At 70.7% G+C, this 18,246-nt stretch carries 11 protein-coding genes; 6 read left to right on the top strand and 5 right to left on the bottom strand.

What is annotated here, in order from left to right; all coding sequences use genetic code 11:
* The first annotated feature begins 129 nt into the window (after positions 1–129).
* The 5 genes from cysW to olsF all read left to right on the top strand — a co-directional run bounded on the left by cysW (position 130) and on the right by olsF (position 6,255).
* Positions 130–1,050, top strand: coding sequence for a sulfate ABC transporter permease subunit CysW (cysW, locus tag CGR01S_RS07165; protein WP_042424356.1), 921 nt, complete (start codon positions 130–132; stop codon positions 1,048–1,050).
* Positions 1,051–1,063: 13 nt separating this feature from the next.
* Positions 1,064–2,176, top strand: coding sequence for a sulfate/molybdate ABC transporter ATP-binding protein (locus CGR01S_RS07170; RefSeq protein WP_042424359.1), 1,113 nt, complete (start codon positions 1,064–1,066; stop codon positions 2,174–2,176).
* Between the two features lie 48 nt (positions 2,177–2,224).
* Positions 2,225–2,731: a disulfide bond formation protein B gene (locus CGR01S_RS07175; RefSeq protein WP_042424361.1), complete on the top strand. Its 507-nt coding sequence runs from the start codon at positions 2,225–2,227 to the stop codon at positions 2,729–2,731.
* A 58-nt stretch (positions 2,732–2,789) separates the two neighbouring features.
* Positions 2,790–4,403 carry an HD family phosphohydrolase gene (locus CGR01S_RS07180; protein ID WP_042424363.1) on the top strand — a complete coding sequence of 538 codons (1,614 nt, stop codon included), beginning with the start codon at positions 2,790–2,792 and terminating at the stop codon, positions 4,401–4,403.
* Positions 4,404–4,533: 130 nt separating this feature from the next.
* Entirely contained in the window at positions 4,534–6,255 is a 1,722-nt protein-coding gene (gene olsF / locus CGR01S_RS07185) for a bifunctional ornithine lipid synthase OlsF (RefSeq protein WP_042424680.1), read from the top strand.
* Here olsF and argA read toward each other — a convergent pair.
* The 4 genes from argA to CGR01S_RS07205 all read right to left on the bottom strand — a co-directional run bounded on the left by argA (position 6,242) and on the right by CGR01S_RS07205 (position 11,509).
* A complete protein-coding gene (argA, locus tag CGR01S_RS07190; RefSeq protein WP_042424366.1) occupies positions 6,242–7,588 on the bottom strand; it encodes an amino-acid N-acetyltransferase in 1,347 nt (448 codons plus the stop codon). The two genes, olsF and argA, sit on opposite strands and share 14 nt — an antisense overlap.
* Positions 7,589–7,681: 93 nt before the next feature.
* Entirely contained in the window at positions 7,682–9,346 is a 1,665-nt protein-coding gene (locus CGR01S_RS07195; protein ID WP_042424370.1) for a phosphoethanolamine transferase, read from the bottom strand.
* A gap of 106 nt (positions 9,347–9,452) precedes the next feature.
* On the bottom strand, positions 9,453–10,823 hold the full coding sequence (locus CGR01S_RS07200; RefSeq protein ID WP_042424373.1) for a sensor histidine kinase: 1,371 nt from the start codon (positions 10,821–10,823) through the stop codon (positions 9,453–9,455).
* Positions 10,820–11,509: a response regulator gene (locus CGR01S_RS07205; protein WP_042424376.1), complete on the bottom strand. Its 690-nt coding sequence runs from the start codon at positions 11,507–11,509 to the stop codon at positions 10,820–10,822. Before CGR01S_RS07205 ends, CGR01S_RS07200 begins: the two co-directional genes overlap by 4 nt.
* 79 nt (positions 11,510–11,588) lie before the next feature.
* On the opposite strand from CGR01S_RS07205, the gene hrpA reads away from it, so the two are divergent.
* Positions 11,589–15,650: an ATP-dependent RNA helicase HrpA gene (hrpA, locus tag CGR01S_RS07210; RefSeq protein WP_042424379.1), complete on the top strand. Its 4,062-nt coding sequence runs from the start codon at positions 11,589–11,591 to the stop codon at positions 15,648–15,650.
* Positions 15,651–15,716: 66 nt separating this feature from the next.
* Here hrpA and CGR01S_RS07215 read toward each other — a convergent pair whose 3' ends face one another.
* Positions 15,717–18,107, bottom strand: a complete 2,391-nt coding sequence (locus tag CGR01S_RS07215; protein ID WP_042424381.1) for a DUF1631 family protein — start codon at positions 18,105–18,107, stop codon at positions 15,717–15,719.
* Positions 18,108–18,246 lie beyond the last annotated feature (139 nt).

Genomic DNA, 18,246 nt, shown 5'->3' on the forward strand with positions numbered 1-18,246 from the left:
GAGTCGCTTCGCGCCGTCCCCCTCTCCTTCGGGAGGGGGACGCACCCGGTGGCCTGGCAAAACCAGTTCCACGGGTGCCCTGGGCTGGGCCGCGCCAGCTTGCAGCGCCATGCGCCATGAAAGGCTGATATGAATACCCATATTGTTCGCCGCGCGCAGGCCGGCACCACCGAGGCTCCCTGGGTGCGTTTCACGCTGATCGGCGTGGCCCTGGCCTTTCTGCTGCTGTTCCTGGTGCTGCCGCTGGCCGCCGTGTTCACCGAGGCACTGAGGAAGGGCCTGGATGCCTACCTGGAGGGCCTGCGCGAGCCCGACGCCTGGTCGGCCATCCGGCTCACGCTCCTCACCGCCGCCATTGCCGTGCCCCTGAACCTGGTGTTCGGCGTGGCGGCGGCCTGGTGCATCGCCAAGTACGAGTTCAAGGGCAAGGCCTTTCTGACCACGCTGATCGACCTGCCGTTCTCCATCTCGCCGGTGGTGGCGGGCCTGATGTACGTGCTGGTGTTCGGCGCCAACGGCTGGCTCGGCCCGTGGCTGGCGGCGCACGACATCAAGATCGTCTTCGCCGTGCCGGGCATCGTGCTGGCCACGGTGTTCGTGACCTTCCCGTTCATCGCGCGCGAGCTCATCCCGCTGATGCAGGCCCAGGGCAACGATGAGGAGCAGGCCGCCATCGTGCTCGGCGCGAGCGGCTGGCAGACCTTCTGGCATGTCACGCTGCCCAACATCAAGTGGGGCCTGCTGTACGGCGTGATCCTGTGCAATGCGCGCGCCATGGGCGAGTTCGGCGCGGTCTCGGTGGTCTCGGGCCACATCCGCGGGCAGACCAACACCATTCCGCTGCACGTGGAGATCCTCTACAACGAATACCAGTCGGTCGCGGCCTTCGCGGCGGCCTCGCTGCTGGCCCTGCTGGCCCTGGTCACCCTGGTCATCAAGACCGTGGCCGAGTGGAAGAACGAGCAGCAGCGCCAGCAGGCTGCCGCCTTGCCGCCGGAGCGCCCGGCTACAAGCCAAAACATCGGGCAGGGCGCGCCCAGCCTGCGCTGAAAGCTATTGAATCATGAGCATCGAAATCCGCAACGTCAGCAAACGGTTCGGCGACTTCCAGGCCCTGCAGGGCGTGAACCTGGACATCGCATCGGGTGAACTCATCGCGCTGCTGGGCCCCTCGGGCTGCGGCAAGACCACGCTGCTGCGCATCATCGCGGGGCTGGAGACGCCCGATGCGGGCAGCATCCACTTCAGCGGCGCAGACACCACCGACGTGCACGTGCGCGAGCGCGGCGTGGGCTTCGTGTTCCAGCACTACGCGCTGTTCCGCCACATGACGGTGTTCGACAACGTGGCCTTCGGCCTGCGCATGAAGCCGCGCAAGGAGCGGCCCAGCGAAGCGCAGATCAAGGAGAAGGTGATGAGCCTGCTCCAGCTCGTGCAGCTCGACTGGATCGCCGACCGCTACCCCTCGCAGCTCTCGGGCGGGCAGCGCCAGCGCATTGCCCTGGCGCGCGCGCTGGCCGTGGAGCCCAAGGTGCTGCTGCTCGACGAGCCCTTCGGCGCGCTGGACGCCAAGGTGCGCAAGGAACTGCGCCGCTGGCTGCGCCGCCTGCACGACGAGCTGCACGTGACCAGCATCTTCGTCACGCACGACCAGGAGGAGGCGCTGGAGGTGGCCGACCGCGTGGTCGTCATCCACCAGGGCCGCATCGAGCAGCAGGGCACGCCCCAGCAGGTCTGGGACCACCCGGCCAGCCCCTTCGTCTACGGCTTTCTGGGCGATGTGAACCTGTTCCACGGCCGCGCGCACGAGGGCCTGGTGCACGTGCAGGGCGGCATGGAGATCGCCGCGCCCGAACATGCCCAGGCGCAGAACGCCGACGCCCTGGCCTACGTGCGCCCGCACGACCTGGACGTGCAGCGCCCCGTGCCGGGGCAGGGCGCGGTGCAGGGCATCCTCGCCCAGCTCGAGCGCGCCATCGTCGTCGGCCCCATCGCGCGGCTGGAACTTATTGCGCAGGACGGTCCCAAAGCAGCGGACAATGCACCATCCCTGCCGTTGATCGAGGCGCAGATTCCTGCGCAGCAGTTCCGGGAGATGGGGTTCAAGGAGGGCGAGACGCTGGTGGTCACACCGCGGCGCGCCCGCGTTTTTCTGGACCAAGCCGCAGGCATTTGAGGCGCGCCGCCACGGCGCCCGCCCGGCGTGCGGCGCACAAGGTGATGAATGATTGCTTCCTGGTTTGACCGTGCCCCCCGGCGCGTGCTGGCGCTGACCAGTGCGCTGTGCGTGGCCCTGCTGGCGTTTGGCCTGTACCTGCAGCACGTGGTGGGGCTGGAGCCTTGCCCCATGTGCATCGTGCAGCGCTATGCTTTCATTTTGATAGCTGTTTGCACAGGTCTGGCAAGCGTTGGCGGCAAAAAAACCTGGTGGATGCCGTGGACCGCCCTGGCGGTGGCGCTCAGCGGTTTCGGCGCCTTCACGGCCGCGCGCCAGAGCTGGCTGCAGTGGTTTCCGCCCGAAGTGTCCATGTGCGGGCGCGACTTCTACGGCATGATCGAGAACTACCCCCTGCGCCGCGCCGTGCCCATGATCTTCCGTGGCTCGGGCGACTGCACGGCGGTGGACTGGACGTTCCTGGGCGGCTCCATCGCCAACTGGTCCTTCCTGTGCTTCATGGCCACGGGACTGGCCCTGTCCTGGCTGCTCTGGCGCGGCCTGCGCCGCGGCTGACACCTGCCCTGGGCAGCGGCCGGCGCGGATGCGCGGCGGCTGCTATAAAGGCAGGATCATGAGCAAATCCACTGTCGTCGAACTGTTCGGCCGCCTCGAACAGCTCAACCGCATCGGCGCGGAACTCTCGCGCGAACGTGACATCGAGCGCCTGCTGGAGAACATCCTGGAGGCCGCCAAGGCCCTGACCGGCGCCGATGCCGGAACCCTCTACAGCACCACTGACGACGGCGGCGCGCTGCGCTTCGAGATCATGCGCACCGACTCGCTGGGCATACGCCAGGGCGGCACCACGGGCCAGCGCGTGGGCCTGCCCGACCTGCCGCTGCGCCGCGCCGACGGCACGCCCAACGACCAGCTCGTGGCGGCCTATGCGGCCATCCATGAACGCACCGTCAACATCGCCGACGTGTACGACGAGGCGGGGTTCGACTTCTCCGGCACGCGCAGCTTCGACCAGCGCACCGGCTACCGCTCGCAGTCCTTCCTCACCGTGCCCATGAAGAACCATGAGGACGCGGTGATCGGCGTGCTGCAGCTCATCAACGCCATCGACCCCGAGAGCGGGCGGGTCGTGCCCTTCACGCGCGAGGACCAGAGCCTGACCGAGTCGCTCGCCTCGCAGGCGGCCATCGCGCTGAGCAACCGCCTGCTTATCTCCCAGCTCGAAACGCTGTTCGAGTCCTTCGTCAAGCTCATCAACGTCGCCATCGACGAAAAATCCCCCTACACCGGCGGCCACTGCGAGCGCGTGCCCACGCTCACCATGCTGCTGGCCGAGGCGGCCGACTCCACCGCCACCGGGCCGCTGGCGCACTTTCGCATGAGCGAGCGCGACCGCTACGAGCTGCAGATGGCAGGCCTGCTGCACGACTGCGGCAAGATCACCACGCCCGTGCACGTGGTCGACAAGGCCACCAAGCTGCAGACCATCTACGACCGCATCGGCCTGATCGACACGCGCTTCGAGGTGCTCAAGCGCGACGCCGAGATTGCCGCGCTGCGCGCGCAACTGGCGCTGCGCCCGGTGCAGGACGCCGGCGCCGAGGCCGCCGCCCAGGCCGCGCTGCACAGCGAGCTGCAGGGCCTGGAGGCGGACCGCGAGTTCCTGCGCCAGTGCAACCAGGGCAGCGAGGCCATGCAGCAGGCCGACCAGTTGCGCGTGCGCGTCATCGGCACGCAGCGCCAGTGGCGCAACCCCGAGGGCCTGCAGACCAGCTTTCTGAGCGCCGAGGAGATGGAGAACCTGACCATCCGCTCGGGCACGCTCACCCAGGCCGAGCGCGACACCATCAACTACCACATCGTCGCCACCATCAAGATGCTGGAGACGCTGCCCTGGCCGCGCCACCTCAGGAACGTGCCCGAATACGCCGGCGGCCACCACGAGCGCATGGACGGCAAGGGCTACCCGCGCGGCCTCACGCGCGAGCAGATGTCCTGGCAGGCGCGCATGGTGGGCGTGGCCGACGTGTTCGAGGCCCTCACCGCCGCCGACCGGCCCTACAAGCGCGGCATGAAGCTGTCGCAGGCGCTGGGCATCATGCAGAAGATGGCGCGCACGGGCCATATCGACCCCGATCTGTTCGAGGTGTTCGTGCAGGGCAAGGTGTACCAGCGCTACGCCGAGCGCTTCCTCGACCCCGAGCAGATCGACGACGTGCGGCTCTGACGCGCTCCGGGCGCTGCGCGCGCCTGTCGCGGATCGGTCACGGGCCTGTCGCAGGCCCGTCATGGCATGGCCTCAGCATGGCTGCAGTGCCGGAGAACCCCTCCGGCGCATGCACCTGGGAGTGAGCGCCATGATCTCCGTGGACCAGATCGTCGACCTGCACCTGCCGCAACTGCAGCGGCATCCCTGGCTGAGCAAGGGCGTGCGCGGCATGCTGCGCCGCCTGCTGCACGAGCAGAGCTTTCGCCATTTCGCCCAGCAGTACCCGCACCTGGAGGGCTTTCCGTTCGTCGAGCAGGTGCTCGAGCATTTCGCCTTCAGCTACGCGGTGCGCGACAACGAGCGCGAGCGCATTCCGGCGCGCGGGCGCGTGGTCATCATTGCCAACCACCCCCTGGGCTCGCTCGACGGGCTGGCGCTGCTCAACCTGGTGGGCGGCATCCGCAGCGACGTGAAGATCGTCGCCAACGGCCTGCTGGCCAGCCTTGCGCCCCTCCAGCGCCTGCTGCTGCCGGTCACGGTGCTGGGCGGCCACAGCGGCGCGCGCCAGCTCAAGGCCATCCTGGAGCACCTGCGCGGCGAGGGGGCGGTCATCATCTTCCCGGCCGGCGAGGTCTCGCGCCTGCGGCCGGGCGGCGTGCGCGACGGGCGCTGGCACAGCGGCTTTCTGCGCCTGGCGGCGCAGACGCAGGCGCCCATCGTGCCCATCCACATCGACGGCCGCAACTCGGCCCTGTTCTACGGCGCCTCCCTGTGCTACAAGCCGCTGGCCACGCTGCTGCTGGTGCAGGAGATGTTCGGCCAGCACCGCAAGAGCGTTGCCCTGCGCATCGGCCACCCCATCCCGCACAGCAGCCACGGCGCCATGCCCTTGCCGGATGCGGCCAAGGCCAAGCTGTTCTGCAAGCACCTGTACCGGGTGGCGCAGGACAGGCCCGGCCTGCTGCACACCGAGACGGCCGTCGCCCATCCGGTGGACCGCAGCGCACTGGCCCAGGCCGTGGCCGCCTGCGCGCTGCTGGGGCAGACGCCGGACGGCAAGCGCATCCACCTGTTCCGCGGCGGGCTGGACTCGCCCGTGCTGCGCGAAGTGGGGCGGCTGCGCGAGCTCGCCTTCCGCGCCGTCGGCGAGGGCAGCGGCCGGCGCCGCGACCTGGACCGCTACGACCTGATCTACGACCACCTCATCCTGTGGGACCCCCAGGATCTGGAGATCGTCGGCGCCTACCGCATGGTGCGCACGGCGGCGGTGGTGCAGGACCAGGGCGTGGAGGGGCTGTACACGCACAGCCTGTTCCATTTCGGCCCGCGCATGGTGCCGTACCTGCAGCAGGGGCTGGAGCTGGGCCGCTCCTTCGTGCAGCCGCGCTACTGGGGCCGCCGCTCGCTCGACTACCTGTGGTTCGGCATCGGCGCCTACGTGCGGCGCTATCCCGAGTGCCGCTACCTGTTCGGCCCGGTCTCGCTCTCGCGCGACATGCCCCAGGCGGCGCGCGACCTGCTGGTGCACCACTACCGCAGCCACTATGGCGAACCCGGCGTGGCCGAGGCCCGCCGCCCCTATGTGCCGGGCACCGATCTGGAGCCGGCGGCGAGCGGCGACAGCAGCGCGGATTTCGTGCGCCTCAAGCATCTGCTGGCGCACCTGGGCTGCAGCGTGCCCACGCTGTACAAGCAGTACACGGAAGTGGCCGAGCCGGGCGGCGTGCGCTTCCTGGACTTCGGCGTGGACCCGGATTTCAGCCACTGCGTCGACGGCCTGGTGCTGGTGGACGTGCAGCAGCTCAAGGCCCAGCGGCGCGAGCGCTACATCGGGCCCGCGGGCGCGGCGGGCGCGCTCACAGCCGCTTGACCAGCACCTGGCTCTTGCGGTCCCAGTTGTACTTGCGCTTGCGTGCCTCGGGCAGCCAGTCGGGGTCCACCTGGGCGAAGCCGCGCTTCAGGAACCAGTGCATGGTGCGCGTGGTGAGCACGAAGATGGATTCCAACCCCTGACTGCGCGCGCGCTGCTCGATGCGCTTGAGCAGCTTTTCCCCGTCGCCCGTGCCCTGGCTGTGGGGCGAGACGGTGACGGCGGCCATCTCGGCGGTATGCGCCTCGGGGTAGGGGTAGAGCGCGGCGCAGCCGAAGATCACGCCGTCGTGCTCGATGATGGTGTAGTTGGCAATGTCGCGCTCGATCTCGGTGCGGTCGCGCTTGACCAGGGTGCCGTCCTTCTCGAACGGCTCGATGAGCTGCAGGATGCCGCCCACGTCGTCGGCCGTGGCCTCGCGCAGTTCCTCGAGCTTTTCGTCCACGACCATGGTGCCGATGCCGTCGTGCACGTAGATCTCCAGCAGCAGCGAGCCGTCCACGGCGAAGGGGATGATGTGGCTGCGCTCCACGCCATGCTCGCAGGCGCGCACGCAGTGCTGCAGGTAGAAGGCCGCGTCCGTCGGCTGCTGGGGAGGCGGCAGGCGCGCGAGCCACTGGCGCGCCTGGGCCAGCGGCAGTTCGGTGTCTATGGGGTTGTCCTCGCCCTCGGGGTCGGCGGGGCGCACGCGGATGCCCGGCACCTCCGAGAGGAACAGCAGCTTGTCGGCCCGCATTTCGCTGGCCACGCGCGTGGCCACCTCCTCCATGGCGAGGTTGAAGGCCTCGCCCGTGGGCGAGAAGCCGAAGGGCGAGATCAGCACCATGGCCTCGGATTCGAGCGCGCGCCGAATGCCGACGGCGTCCACCTTGCGCACCAGGCCCGTGTGCTGGAAGTCCACCCCATCGACGATGCCCACGGGCCGCGCCGTGAGGAAGTTGCCCGAGATCACGCGCACGCGCGCCCCGGCCATGGGGGTGTTGGGCAGGCCCTGGCTGAAGGCGGCCTCGATCTCGTAGCGCAGTTGCCCGGCGGCCTCCTGCGCGCAGTCCAGCGCCACTGGGTCGGTGATGCGCATGCCGTGCGAGTAGCGCGCCTCGTGCCCCTTGGCGCGCAACTGCTCGTTCACCTGCGGGCGAAAGCCGTGCACCAGCACGATCTTCACGCCCATGGCCTGGATCATGGCCAGGTCCTGCACGATGCTCTGCAGCTTGCCCGCGGCGATGGCCTCGCCCGTGAGCCCCACCACAAAGGTCTGGTGCCGGAACTTGTGGATATAGGGTGCCACGGAGCGGAACCAGGGCACGAAGGTGAAATTGAAGACGGTGGACATGCTGCAGGCGCGGCGGTAGGCGGTCGGGGGCGCCAGCGCGCGGCTGGCGGTCAGGCCGCTATTGTTGCTTAAGCCACGGGGCTCTGCGTGCCGTCAGCCCGCGGCCGGCCGGGCCGGGCAGGCGGCGAGCAGGTTGCGCTCGGGCTGCAGGGCCGTGGTGCGCACGCCCGCCAGGTCGAGCATGGTGGGAAAGAGCACGTCGTGCGAGAGCTGCGCGCCGGCCTGGCGGCGCAGGCAGTCCAGGGCCTGGCTGCGCTCGCCCTGCATGGCCTTGGACAGCCACACCAGCATGGGCACATGCGTTTGCTCGGTGGGCGCCATGGCGTAGGGCATGCCGTGCAGGTACAGGCCCTTCTCGCCCAGGGATTCGCCATGGTCCGAGACGTACACCAGCGCCGTGGGGCGCTTTTGCGCCTGCAGCCACTGCACGGTCTCGGCGAGGAAGTGGTCGGTATAGCGCAGCGAGTTGTCGTAGGCGTTGCGGATGTGCTCCATGGGGCATTCCTGCAGCGCATGGCTGGTGCATTCGGGCTGGAAGCGCTTGAGCGTGGCGGGCGAGCGCTTGTAGTAGGCGGGGCCGTGGCTGCCCATCTGGTGCATCACCACCACCGTGGCGCGGGCGCGCCGCTCGGGCTCGAGCGTGGCCAGCGCCTCGGGCAGTTGGCGCAGCATCACCTCGTCCAGGCACTGGCCGTCCGGGCACAGGGTGGGGTGCTCCAGCGCGCGCGTCTCCAGGGCCGGCACGCGCTCGCACACGCCCTTGCAGCCGGACTGGTTGTCCAGCCACAGCACGGCCAGGCCGGCGCGCTGCAGCACGTCGAGCAGGTTTTCGTAGGGGCCGTCGGCGTCCAGATAGCCCTGGCGGCCCAGGGGCGAGAACATGCAGGGCACGGAGGTCTGCGTGTTCGTGCCGCAGGAGCTGACCTGCGAGAAGTACACCATGTCGCCCGCGGCGCGCAACTGGGCCAGGCGCGGGGTGGTGTCGCGCTCGTAGTCGCCCAGGCCGAAGTTGGCGGCCCGCGCCGTCTCGCCCACCACCAGCACGATGAGCGGCGCCGTGTCGGCCGCTGCGGGCGTGCCGGCGAACTGGGCGTCGGTGCCCACGGGCTGCAGGGGTTTGCCCGCGTGCGCATTGCGCCCCACGGCCACCCGGCCCACGGCGTAGACGGTGTTGAACGGGTTGATCATGTAGCGCAGCGTCTTGTGGTTGCGCATGAGCGAGGCCACGTCCTGGAAAGTGAGCCACAGCAGCGCGGCGGCCACGAGCAGGGCGGCGAGCACGGCGCCAAGCTGCTGCGCCAGCAGGCGCACGCGCCCCACGGGGCGCAGGCGCTGGCGCCACCACCAGACGCCCGGCAGCAGCGCGCCCAGCGCCAGCGTGACCAGCAGCGGCCAGGCGAGCAGGTCCAGCGCCTCGCGCGTGTCGGTCTGCACCACGTTGGTCAGCATGCTCGGGTCGATGACGATGCCGTAGCTGGCCATGAAATAGCTGCTGGCGGCGGTCACGGCCAGCAGCACGGGGCCGGCGGGCTTGAGCCAGCGCGGCCACAGCAGCAGGCCCAGCAGCGCCATGGTCGCGGCGGCCACCACCAGCACCAGCGCCCCCAGGGTGGCGATGGCCTGGGGGCCGTGGACCTCGGGAAGGTTCCACAGGGCGTTCCACAGCGGGAGATTGCCCAGCGTCGCCAGGCCCAGGGAGAGGACGAGCAGCAGAGTGGTGGGATGCCAGGGCCGGCGGGCAGCGGGAGAAGCGATCATGCGGTCGGAAAGCAGGGAGGGGGGAAGCGAGCGCGCCCGATTCTGCACGCCGCGGCTTATCGCAGGCTTAAGGCGGTGCCGGCCGGGCGTGCGCCAGCGCGCGGGCTCATGCGGCGCTGCCGGGGCCTGCGGGCCAGCGCAGGCCCACGCGGTGCGGTGCGTGCGGCCCGCCCGGCGTGTCCTCCAGCACGGCGCCCTGCGCCTGGGCGATGCGCTGCACCAGGCCCAGGCCCACGCCCAGGCCGCTGCCCGGGTGGGGCGGGGCGGGGGGCGCGCCGGCGCGCGCGCCGTCGTCCTGCACGGTGAGGTAGATGCTGCCGTCGGCATCGCGCCCGGCGTGCACCTCGACCAGCGTGCCCGGCGGGGTGTGGCGCAGGGCGTTGTCCACGAGATTGCGCAGCGCCAGCTCCAGCATGGTGGCGTGGCCCGGCACGGTGAGCGCACCGCCGCTGGCCTGCAGCGCCAGCTCCTGGCCGCGTTCGTGGGCCATGCTGGCGTGCGCGGCCAGCACCTGCTGCGCCAGTTGGTGCAGGTCCACCGGCGCGGGGGCCACGCCCTCGAGCTTTTGCGCGCGCGCCAGGTCCAGCAGTTGCCCCAGCACGCGCGCGGCGCGCTGCGCGTCCTGCTCCAACTGGTGCAGCGCCTGCTGCTGCGCAGGCCCGCCGGCCTGCTGGCCCGCCAGCCGTGCCTGCAGCAGCAGCGAGGTCAGCGGCGTGCGCAGCTCGTGCGCCACGTCGGCGGTGAAGCGCCGTTCGCGCTCGAGCTGCGACTGCAGGCGGGCGGCCAGGGCATTGATGGCGTGTACCGTGCTGGAGAACTCCTGGAACGGCTGCTGCGCGGGCAGGGGGGCCTGCCCGGCGTCCAGGTCCAGCGCCCCGACGGCGCGCGAGAGCTCGGCCAGCGGCGCCAGCCCGCGCCGTATGGCCCAGGCCAGCAGCAGGGCGGCGAGCGGCAGCAGCACCAGGGCGGGGCGCACCATGTGCTCGGCAATGTCGCGCCCCAGCGCGCGGCGCCAGCCCATGTCGATGAATACCGCCACGCGGCGCGGCGTGCCGTCGGCCGTGGGGGCCTCGGTCACGTAGGCGCGCCAGACCGGGCCGGCGCGTCCGGACGCCGGGTGCACGGTCTGCAGGCCGACGGGCAGCGCCGCGGGCAGCTCGGCGGCCATGCCGTGCGTGTCCCAGACCACGCGGCCCGCCTCCCAGGCCACGGCACGCAGGTCGGGCGCGTACACGGTGGCGTGCGGCTGCGCGGCGGGTGCGGGAGGCTCCTGCGGGTCAGCGTGGATGTCCTCGCGCAGCAGGATCTGGGCAAAGGCCAGGAGCTGGCCGTCGTTGATCTCGTCGGCCTCGTGCAGGCCGGTGTAGTAGGCCACGGCGGCCAGCACGACCCAGACGCCCAGCAGCGTGAGCAGGGCCCACAGCCACAGGTGGCGCCAGAGCAGGCGCTGGCGGGGCGGGCGCGGCGCGGCCCTCATGCGGCCGGCCCGGCGGTGTGCGGCGCTGGCGGCACCGGCACGAAATAGCCCACGCCGCGCACGGTCTGGACCAGGTCATTGCCCAGCTTGCGCCGCAGGTGGTGGATGTGCACCTCCAGCGCATTGCTCTCCAGCGCGTCGTCGAAACCGTACAGCGCCTCTTCCAGCCGCTGGCGGCTCACCACCTGGCCGCTGGCGCGCAGCAGCACGAGCAGCAGGGCGAACTCCTTGGCGCGCAGGGCCACGGGCTGGCCGGCGCGCTGCACGGTGTGCGCCGCCGGGTGGACTTCGATGTCGCCGTGGCGCAGCACGGGCGAGGCGCGCCCCTCGCTGCGGCGCAGGGCCACGCGCATGCGGGCGAGCAGTTCCCCCGGGTCGAAGGGCTTGACGATGTAGTCGTCCGCCCCTTCGTCCAGCCCGGCGATGCGCTCGGGCGGCGCATCGCGCGCCGTGAGGATGAGCACCGGCAGGTGCCGCCCCGCCTGGCGCAGGCGCCGCAGCCACTGCAGGCCGTCGCCATCGGGCAGGCCCAGGTCGAGCAGCACCATGTCGAAGCTCTCGACCTGCAGCGCCGCCCAGGCCGTGGCCAGGCTGGCACACGCATCCACGGCATAGCCCTCGCCCCGGAGCAGGGCGGTGAGGCCTTGGGCGATGCCTTCGTCGTCCTCGACCAACAGTATGCGCATGGCTGGCGGGTCTCCTTGTCTGCGGTGGTGTTGCGCGGCAGCGCTATTGTGCGGCCCCGCCTGCAGATAATGCGCACCTATGTCTTTTTCCGCCCCGCCGCCGCCTGCGCCGTCCCGTTCGTTCGTCCTGGAGTTTCCCGAATCCCTGCCCGTCTCGGGGCGGCGCGAGGAGATCATGGAGGCGCTGCGCCAGCACCAGGTCATCATCGTCTGCGGTGAGACCGGCTCGGGCAAGACCACGCAGTTGCCCAAGATCGCGCTGGCCCTGGGGCGCGGTCAGCGCCCCAGTCAAGGTTCTGGCGGGGCAAGTGGCAACGCCGCGCCAGGCCAGAAGGGCCGGCTCATCGGCCACACCCAGCCGCGCCGCATCGCCGCCAGCAGCGTGGCCAAGCGCATCGCCGAGGAGCTGAAAACGCCACTGGGCGAGGTGGTGGGCTACAAGGTGCGCTTCCAGGACCGGCTTGCGCGCGACGCCTCGGTCAAGCTCATGACCGACGGCATTCTGCTGGCCGAGACGCAGACCGACCCGCTGCTGAGCGCCTATGACACCCTCATCATCGACGAGGCGCACGAGCGCAGCCTGAACATCGACTTTCTGCTGGGCTACATCCGGCAGATTCTGCCGCGCAGGCCCGACCTGAAGGTGGTGGTGACCTCCGCCACCATCGACGCCGACCGTTTCGCCAAGCACTTTGCCAGCGCCAAGGGCCCCGCGCCGGTGATCCAGGTGTCGGGCCGCACCTTCCCGGTGGAGCAGCGCTGGCGGCCGTTCGAGGAAAGCCGCGACTACGGGCTGAACGAGGCCATCGCCGACGGCGTGGACGAACTCTGGCAGGGCAACGCGGGCGGCGACATCCTGGTGTTTTTGCCCGGCGAGCGCGAGATCCGCGAGGCCGCCGACCACCTGCGCAAGCACCTGGCGCACCAGCCGGTGACGCGCAACGCCGAGGTGCTGCCTTTGTTCGCGCGCCTGTCGCAGGCCGAGCAGGACCGCATCTTCGACGGCCACACCGGCCGGCGCATCGTGCTGGCCACCAATGTGGCCGAGACCTCGCTCACGGTTCCAGGCATCCGGTACGTGATCGACGCGGGCACGGCGCGCGTCAAGCGCTACAGCTTGCGGAGCAAGGTGGAGCAGTTGCTGGTCGAGCCCATCAGCCAGGCGGCGGCCAACCAACGCGCCGGGCGCTGCGGGCGCGTGGCCAACGGCATCTGCATCCGGCTCTACGACGAAAAGGACTTCACGGGCCGGCCGCGCTTCACCGACCCGGAAATCCTGCGTTCATCGCTGGCGGGCGTGATCCTGCGCATGAAGTCGCTGCACCTGGGCGTGGTGGAAGACTTTCCGTTCATCGACGCGCCCTCGGGCCGCGCCATCGCCGACGGCTACCAACTGCTCAACGAACTGGGCGCGGTGGACGACAAGAACGAGCTCACGCCCATGGGGCGAGAGCTCTCCAAGCTGCCGCTGGACCCGCGCGTGGGCCGCATGATCCTCGAAGCCCGTGCGCGTGGCGCGCTCAGCGAGGTGCTGGTGATCGCCAGCGCGCTGAGCCTGCAGGACGTGCGCGACCGCCCCATGGAGGCGCAGCAGCAGGCCGACCAGCAGCACGCCAAGTTCGACGACGACAAGAGCGAATTTTCAGGCTACCTCAAGCTCTGGCAGTGGCTGCAGGACGCGCGCGGCGGCGTGCCGCAACTGCCCTCGGCGCGCCAGCAGCAGGCCCAGGCGCGTGCGCGTGGCCCCTCGCAGGCCGTGCTGCCGGTGGCGCAGCGCAAGGCCGCCGCGCCGGCGCAGCCCGTGCCTGCGGCGGCCGCCCCCACGCACAAGCTCAGCAACCGCCAGTACGAGCAGCTGCTGCGCCAGAACTTCATCAACGTGCGCCGCGTGCGCGAATGGCGCGACGTGCACAGCCAACTGCTCACCGTGGTGACGGAACACCACTGGGCGCTCAACACCCAGCCCGCCAGCTACGAGGCGCTGCACCTGTCCATGCTCTCGGGCCTGTTGGGCAACATCGGCTTCAAGCCCGAGGAAGAGGACGTGTATCTGGGCGCGCGCGGCATCAAGTTCCACCGCCATCCGGGCGCGCACCTGCGCAAGAAGCCCGGGCGCTGGATCGTCTGCGCCGAACTGGTGGAAACCACGCGCCTGTTCGGCCGGGGCATCGCCGCCATCGAGCCGCAATGGCTTGAAGAGGTGGGCGCGCACCTGCTGAAGAAACAGGTGCTCGACCCGCACTGGGAGAAGAAGGCCGCCGAGGTGGTGGCGTTCGAGCGCGCCACGCTGTACGGCCTGGTGGTGTACAGCGGGCGCCGCGTGGGCTACGAGAAGGTGGACCCGCACGCCGCGCGCGAGCTGTTCATCCGCGAGGCGCTGGTGGGCGGCGAGGCGCCGCAGGACTGGGACAAGCGCCTGCCTTTCCTGGCCGCCAACGACAAGCTCATCGCCAAGGTGCAGGAGCTGGAACACAAGTCGCGCCGCCAGGACGTGCTGGTGGACGAGGAGCTGATCTTCGCCTTCTACGACCAGCAGGTGCCGCAGGACGTGTGCAACGGCCGCAGCTTCGAGCACTGGTACCGCGCGGAGAGCAAGGCCCGGCCCGACCTGCTCAAGCTCACGCGCGACGAACTCATGCGCCACGAGGCGGCGGGCATCACCACCAGCGCCTTTCCCAAGATGGTGCGGCTGGGCGGCGTGGACTGCGCCGCGAGCTACCTGCACGAGCCCGGCGACCCGCGCGACGGCATCACCGTCACCATTCCGCTGTTCGTGCTCAACCAGGTGCAGGAGGAGCGCTGCGAGTGGCTCGTGCCCGGCATGCTCAAGGACAAGATCCAGGCCCTGCTCAAGAGCCTGCCGCAGCGCCCGCGCAGCCGCTTCGTTCCGCTGCCCGACAGCGCCACGCGCCTGGCGGCCCTGCTGGGCACGCCCGACCGCGTGGGCCACACCGGGCTGGTGGACGCGCTGCTCAAACAGGTGCGCGAGGAGACCTCGCTCGACGTCAAGCGCGCCGACTTCAAGCTCGACATGGTGCCGCCGCACCTGTTCATGAACTTCCGCGTGGTGGACGAGCACGGCCGCCAGCTCGGCCAGGGGCGCAACCTGGGCGCGCTCAAGGCCGAACTGGGTGCCAAGGCGCGCGGGGCCTTTCAGGCGCTTGCTTCATTAAAGATAGCGCCTGGCGCTTCATCCAAGCAGGATTCAGATAAAAAACTATCTGAAAATACCGTAGATAAAGCGCAAGCAGCTCCTGAAAAGAGAGCAAAGACTGCACCCGCCGCGCAGGCCGAGCAACGCTACACCGCCTGGACCTTTGGCGAACTGCCGGAGCTGATGGAGATCGGCAAGGGCGGGCAGACGCTGATCGGCTTTCCGGCGCTCATCGACGCGGGCGACGCCGTCACCATCGAGGTGTTTGACGAGCCCGAGGTCGCGGCGGCCAAGCACCGTGCCGGCCTGCGCCGCCTGTGCGCGCTGCAGATCAAGGACGCGCTCAAGTACCTCGAAAAGAACATCCCCGACCTGCAGAAGATGGCCGTGGCCTACATGCCGCTGGGCACGCAGGAAGAACTGCGCGCGCAGATCCTCGACGTGGCGCTGGACCGCGCCTTCCTGCTCGACCCGCTGCCCACCAACGCGCAGGACTTCGAGCGCCGCGTGCAGGAAGGGCGCGCGCGCCTCACGCTGATCGCCAACGAGGTCGCACGCCTGGCGGGCACTATCCTGCTGGAATACGCCACGGCGGTGCGCAAGATCAAGGACACCAAGGGCGCGCCCGAGGCCACGCAGGATGCGCAGCAGCAACTGCAGCGCCTCATGCCCAAGCAGTTCCTGGCGGCCGCGCCCTGGTCGCAGCTGGCGCACTTCGCGCGCTACCTCAAGGCCATCGTGCTGCGGCTGGACAAGTACCGTGCCGATCCGGCGCGCGACGCCGCCCGCCTGGCCGAGCTGCGCCCGCAGGAGCAGCGCTACTGGCGCCTGGTGGCCGAGCGCAAGGGTCAGGTGGACGCGCGCATGCAGGAGCTGCGCTGGCTACTGGAGGAGCTGCGCGTGAGCTTCTTCGCCCAGGAGTTGCGCACGCCGCAGCCGGTGAGCGTCAAGCGCCTGGACAAGCTCTGGGCGCAGATCCAGAGCTGACGCGGCCTGCCCGGCGATCCGCAAGCACGCCAGCCCGCATGAGGCCGCCGCGGCGCTGCGCCGGGCTCAGTGGCGCGTATCGACGCTGTTGCGCATGGCCGTGCGCGCCACGGCGTCCAGCGCCTCGCCCACCATGGTGTGCTCGGAGACGATGCGCAGCGCCCCCTGGGCAAACAGCCGGTCGCGCAGGCGCTTGGTCATGGACTGGGAACGGCCATTGGCGCTGGTGAACAGGAACAGCGTGCCGTGCGGGCCGGCCCAGGTCAGTTGCGTGCGCTCCCAGTGCTCGCCCACGCGCAAGTCCACCCAGGTGCCCACAGGCATGTCGGGCGCGCCCGGTGGGGCCTCGGCAGCGGCGCCGGCAGACCCGCTGGCGGGCCCGGCCTCCATGAAGCCGGACTCCCGGGCCTCGGCGGGCACGAGCCAGGGCTCGTCCTCGATGGGGGCAATGGGCGGGTGTGCCCGCGCGGGTGAGGGTGCTGGCGCGGGTTCGGGCGCAGGCGGCGGTGCGGGCGGCAGCGATGGGGGCGGCAGCGATGGGGGCGGCGCAGGCGGCGCAGCGCTGGTGCTGCCGGGCACGGTCCGGTCGGCTGCGGGGGCCTGCAGGGCCATCTGGTGCAGGCGCATGAGCGTGTCCAGGAAGGCGGCCAGCTCGTGCTCCGGGTAGCCGATGGTGGCCAGCCCCTGGCGCAGGCGGTCGAGCAGCTTGGGCACCAGGCGGGCGAGCTGGGCCGGGTTCTTGCGTGTCTGCTCGGGCTGGGCGCTCCAGAGCAGGGCGTCCACGAGCTCCCGGTAGCGTCCTGGGTCGGGGTGCTTGTCCGTGTTGCCCAGCCGCGCCTGCGCCAGTACCTGGGACCAGGGCCCCAGCAGAAAGGCGCCGATCTCGGCCGGGACGCGCCGGAACTCCGGCAGGTGCTGGATCTGCCGCGCGATGCGCGCGGCCAGCAGGTGGCGCTGCTCGGCACGCCACAGCGACTCCACGGCCCGTGCACGCTCGCGCTCGCGGGCCTGCTCGCCCGCGGCCCAGCGCTCGTGCAGGTGGTGCAGCACGGTCTCGAAACCCTCCTGGCCCCCGGACGCGCCCGCCTGGGCCAGGGGTTCGGTGCACTCGTGCAGGGCGAGCAGAAAGCTCTCGAAGCCCGGCGTCTGCACGTCCTCGAAGCCCAGGCTGCGGTCGGTGATCTCCTGCAGCAGGCGGCGCGCCGGGTGCTGGGGGTCGCTGAAGAAGCGCGGGTCGTCCACGGCCAGGCGCAGCAGGGCCGGCTCGAGCTGGCGCACCACGTCCTGCACCGGCGGCAGCAGGCGCTGGTCCTGGGCGAGGTTGTCCACCATCAGCGCGACGACCTCCTGGCCCAGGGCCTGGCCCAGGTGCGCGGCGGCGGGCTCCTGCGCCTGCCCGGCGGCGCGCTGCCGGCCCAGGCGCTCGACGAGCCGGTCGACCTGCTTCATCTCCTGCAGTGCCTCGAAGGCCGCGGGCACGGTGACGTCGAAGTCCGGTGGCGACTCGGCCTGGGCGGCATCGTGCAGCCCGTCGAAGGTGTCGGAGAACTGCTGGGCAAAGCGCGCCATGCGGCCTGGGGCCTGGCCGGGGTCGAGTTCGCCGTGCAGCAGGCGGCGCAGGCGCTCCAGCGTGAGCAGCGCCTCCTGCTGCGGGTGGGCGGCGGGCGCGGGGGCGCCCGGCCGGCCCGGGCGGGGCACGGCCGCCACGGTGTTTTCGTGCGGCGCGGCGGCGGCAAACCCCGGCGCGTGCCCCTGGGCGGCGTCCACCGCCACGTAGGCATGGCGGCCATCGGCCTGGCGGATGGCGTAGCCAATGGGCTTGATGCCCGCCTGGCGCAGTTGCGTGGTGAGCGAGCCGTAGAAGTCGCGCAGCTCGGCGCCCAGGGCCTGGGCCATGGGGGTCATCCAGTCGCGCCGCACGGCCTCGCTCACCTGCATCTGGCCGAGCACGGTCTGCAGCGCCTGCAGAAACACATCGGGCCGCAAGGGGTTGCGCCCGGGCTGCACGCTGGCCAGGCCCAGGGCGGCGCTGACCAGGGCGTCGAATTCGGCCAGCGCGGCATCGGTCGTCTCGGCCAGGACTTCGCGCACGCGCGCGCGCTCCACGCTGGCGTGGATCTGGTGCTCGTCCATGAGTTCGAGCTCGTCGAAGTGCACGGTGAACAGCGAGCGCGTGGTCTTGCTCTGGTCCAGTGCGTCCTGCGAGATGGCCTGGCGTAGTGCCCCAGGGTAGCGCTCGGCCATCAGGGCGCTGAGCCGCACGAGCTGCTGGCGCGATTCGATGAGCCCATGGCGCTCGCCCGGCGTGCGCGCACTGTCCTCCAGCCTTTGCAGCGCGTGGCGCGTGGTTTCCAGGGCGCGTTCCAGCAGCCGGTGGGTTTCGCCCAGGGCGTGGCTGAGCACGCGCTCGAACAGTGCCGCGTCGGCGCCGGTCACGGTCGGTGCAGGGTGTTGCACGCAATTACCTCTTCAGGATGGGCGGGCCAGGGAGCGCCATTCTGACAAAGACACAAGACCCTGGGTGGGGCTGGTCTTTGACCGAGATCAGACGGCGCCACGCAAAAGGGGGCCAGGCCCCCTTGGGTATCGCGCCCGC

The organism is Comamonas granuli NBRC 101663, assembly GCF_000739995.1.
Lineage (GTDB): Bacteria > Pseudomonadota > Gammaproteobacteria > Burkholderiales > Burkholderiaceae_C > Simplicispira > Simplicispira granuli.

Coding starts and splice junctions, on each gene's coding strand:
- cysW (WP_042424356.1), top strand. CDS start 130: ATGAATACCCATATTGTTCGCCGCGCGCAGGCCGGCACCACCGAGGCT.
- CGR01S_RS07170 (WP_042424359.1), top strand. CDS start 1,064: ATGAGCATCGAAATCCGCAACGTCAGCAAACGGTTCGGCGACTTCCAG.
- CGR01S_RS07175 (WP_042424361.1), top strand. CDS start 2,225: ATGATTGCTTCCTGGTTTGACCGTGCCCCCCGGCGCGTGCTGGCGCTG.
- CGR01S_RS07180 (WP_042424363.1), top strand. CDS start 2,790: ATGAGCAAATCCACTGTCGTCGAACTGTTCGGCCGCCTCGAACAGCTC.
- olsF (WP_042424680.1), top strand. CDS start 4,534: ATGATCTCCGTGGACCAGATCGTCGACCTGCACCTGCCGCAACTGCAG.
- argA (WP_042424366.1), bottom strand. CDS start 7,588: ATGTCCACCGTCTTCAATTTCACCTTCGTGCCCTGGTTCCGCTCCGTG.
- CGR01S_RS07195 (WP_042424370.1), bottom strand. CDS start 9,346: ATGATCGCTTCTCCCGCTGCCCGCCGGCCCTGGCATCCCACCACTCTG.
- CGR01S_RS07200 (WP_042424373.1), bottom strand. CDS start 10,823: ATGAGGGCCGCGCCGCGCCCGCCCCGCCAGCGCCTGCTCTGGCGCCAC.
- CGR01S_RS07205 (WP_042424376.1), bottom strand. CDS start 11,509: ATGCGCATACTGTTGGTCGAGGACGACGAAGGCATCGCCCAAGGCCTC.
- hrpA (WP_042424379.1), top strand. CDS start 11,589: ATGTCTTTTTCCGCCCCGCCGCCGCCTGCGCCGTCCCGTTCGTTCGTC.